The 2007-nt window shown below is 33.5% G+C and carries 3 protein-coding genes and 1 pseudogene; 2 read left to right on the top strand and 2 right to left on the bottom strand.

The window, feature by feature from the left end:
- A pseudogene (locus tag A5N85_RS12870) lies at positions 1–232 on the top strand (IS630 family transposase); the annotation flags it as partial.
- Positions 233–334: 102 nt separating this feature from the next.
- On the opposite strand, the gene A5N85_RS12865 reads toward A5N85_RS12870, so the two are convergent.
- Both A5N85_RS12865 and A5N85_RS12860 read right to left on the bottom strand, forming a co-directional pair.
- Positions 335–937 (bottom strand): hypothetical protein, encoded by a 603-nt coding sequence (locus A5N85_RS12865; RefSeq protein WP_072577559.1) that lies wholly within the window; start codon positions 935–937, stop codon positions 335–337.
- Positions 937–1626, bottom strand: coding sequence for a hypothetical protein (locus A5N85_RS12860; protein WP_072577558.1), 690 nt, complete (start codon positions 1624–1626; stop codon positions 937–939). Before A5N85_RS12860 ends, A5N85_RS12865 begins: the two co-directional genes overlap by 1 nt.
- A gap of 244 nt (positions 1627–1870) precedes the next feature.
- Between A5N85_RS12860 and A5N85_RS17885 the strand changes: the two genes are divergently transcribed.
- The coding region (locus A5N85_RS17885; protein ID WP_143143307.1) for a helix-turn-helix domain-containing protein at positions 1871–2007 on the top strand (137 nt) is incomplete at its 3' end.

Here is a 2007-nt window from a genome sequence, read left to right as displayed (position 1 = left end):
CATTGAGTGTTAAATCAGTGATTATTATGGATAATGCTCAATTTCATCGAATGAAGGTTCTAAAAGCGTTAGCCGAAAAATTTGGTCACGTTGTTTTGCCTTTATCACCTTATTCGCCAGAGTTAAATCTAATCGAAAAGCAGTGGGGCAATCTTAAAAGTATTTACGTAAAGTTTTATCTAATTTTGATGTCTTTTGGGATGCTCTTTTGTCCTATTCTGGATTTAATTGACTATAATAAAAATATTAAATATAGCGCCTTATTTATTTTCCTTTTGATTGTAATTTTTTCCATTTTTATTCTGGGGGATAGTAAATTTATTCAAAATAGAATTTATTGATGTAATTCGCTAGGTGTATTGGGCGTTTTTCTAATGAGCAGCATAGGACCATTAGCGATATCTAATTCTATATCAAAACGATATTGATATATTTCTGCATAATAGCCACCATTTTCTTTTTTGGTGAATTTTACGCTTTCCTCTCTAAAATCAATGCTACCAATAGGCAGAGTATCGGATAAAAAAATGACTTTATTATGCTTTCCTTGATCACTTCCGCATATCAAGGTTACTTTAGAATTGATATTTGTATGAATATTTTCTGTTATTTTCACCTCTGTTGAAAAAATTAGATGAGAGATAGCAGGAAAATTACGACCGCTCGGTGAGTTTGTGGTTGGAATACGAAGTTCAGTGCCATCTTTAGAATGCGCATATATCTCCCATATCTGACTTTGATCGGGAGTGGTTTGATGAGTGTTGTAATAGGTGATTTTATCCAAAGTATCAGAGTGTTGGAATGCAGTAGTGGATTGTGTTTCTACAGCAGTTGATGAGGTTTGCTCGAAATCTGTTAATCCTATCCATAGAATTGAAAAGAGTAAAGTGAGTAAATTTTTCGGCATAAAGTGAATAGAGTATTGCTTTGTTTGCATTATTCACTTCTAAAAAAACGTAAAAACTGAAAACCAAAAAATGAAATCAATATTATGATTGTAACTTCATTTGACATAATATTGATTGCTAAAGAATGCTCATAATGTCCACCACCATATCTATGTGGTAGCGTGAAATATTCTTCACTATTTTCACGAAATAAGTAAAAACTGACAAAAGGAATACATAAATAAGAAAGATAAACAGATTTTCTCCAATCTTTTTCTTTTCTCCTCAATTCTCTGAGCCAAAAAAGCCGAAAGCGCTTTCCATGTTTGTCTTTTTCCAGAAAATCAATCACTAATGTGATGGTGATACAAATTCCTAAAGGGATAGTGAAGTAAGCACAGATAAAGGTATGGACGGCAATTCTATCGGGGGCGAGATTAAATGAAATCCAACGAATGTAAGTATTATCAAAATTAAGGTATTGCTCTGCAAAGCTCGGTGGGATAAAAGTAACCAATGGGATACAAAGCAAGATATACATCCCCAATGGCATAAATAAGTCATGAACCAAGACATCTATTGCTGGCATATATTTCAATCGCTCTAAAGGAACATAGCGATAACGATGAGGAACTTTTTTATAGCCTAATAATTTATCTGGAATATTTCGATATTTTTCAGTAACATGGCGATATTCATCTAGCCTATCCCAGTCTATATTGTCTTTAAATTTGCGCATTATCTAGTCCTGAGTATAGGATGCGTAAGATAGTTTATCTTAAAAATATGGCGTGTTGTAGAAGAAAAGCGCAGCTTTTATTTTGATAAAGGTTTACCGCATGCGTGAATGGACGATAGGGGAAAATCCTCTAAAAATAAAATACTTGATAAGTATAGTCAAATCACTTATAATCCAATCTATCCAAAGCAGATATAAAGAACAACTTGTAGTAGAATTATCAAAAACAAACTGAGCATATCCTATGACCTACTGTAGCCAATTCCGACAGAAAATTCTTAACGATATTGCTAATGGAGAAACTTGGCGCGCTGTTGCAAAGCGCTACAAGATCAGCAAATTCACCGTCTATAGCTGGATTAAAAATCCCCATCCTAAAGT

The organism is Suttonella ornithocola, assembly GCF_001889065.1.
In the GTDB taxonomy this organism is placed as follows: domain Bacteria; phylum Pseudomonadota; class Gammaproteobacteria; order Cardiobacteriales; family Cardiobacteriaceae; genus Suttonella_A; species Suttonella_A ornithocola.
Note: the sequence above shows the minus strand (reverse complement) of the source record. Positions and strands in the feature narration are given on the sequence as shown.

What these genes read in the sequence shown, in the direction of transcription:
- A5N85_RS12860 (WP_072577558.1), bottom strand. Translation starts at nt 1,626, where the DNA reads ATGCGCAAATTTAAAGACAATATAGACTGGGATAGGCTAGATGAATAT.
- A5N85_RS12865 (WP_072577559.1), bottom strand. Translation starts at nt 937, where the DNA reads ATGCAAACAAAGCAATACTCTATTCACTTTATGCCGAAAAATTTACTC.